We start from the raw sequence: 294 nt of genomic DNA, 5'->3' as shown, positions 1-294 counted from the left end.
CATCGCCGAAGCGGCCTTTAACAAAGGCGATACCGCGATGACCATCAACGGCCCGTGGGCGTGGTCTAACATCGACAAGAGCAAAATCAACTACGGTGTCGCGCTGTTGCCAACCTTCAAAGGCAAGCCGTCTAAACCGTTTGTTGGCGTGCTGAGCGCGGGTATCAACGCCGCCAGCCCGAACAAAGAATTGGCGAAAGAGTTCCTCGAAAACTACCTGCTGACCGATCAGGGTCTGGAGGAAGTGAACAAGGACAAACCACTGGGCGCCGTTGCGCTGAAATCCTTCCAGGA

General features: G+C 55.4%; 1 protein-coding gene. It reads left to right on the top strand.

Annotation, left to right across the window (positions count from 1 at the left end; genetic code table 11):
* A partial coding sequence (locus PZH32_RS13380; protein ID WP_275208744.1) for an extracellular solute-binding protein occupies nucleotides 1-294 on the top strand: 294 nt, incomplete at both ends.

The organism is Adlercreutzia equolifaciens (genome assembly GCF_029076695.1).
Classification (GTDB): domain Bacteria; phylum Actinomycetota; class Coriobacteriia; order Coriobacteriales; family Eggerthellaceae; genus Adlercreutzia; species Adlercreutzia equolifaciens_A.
This window is presented reverse-complemented; position numbering and strand designations above follow the sequence as displayed.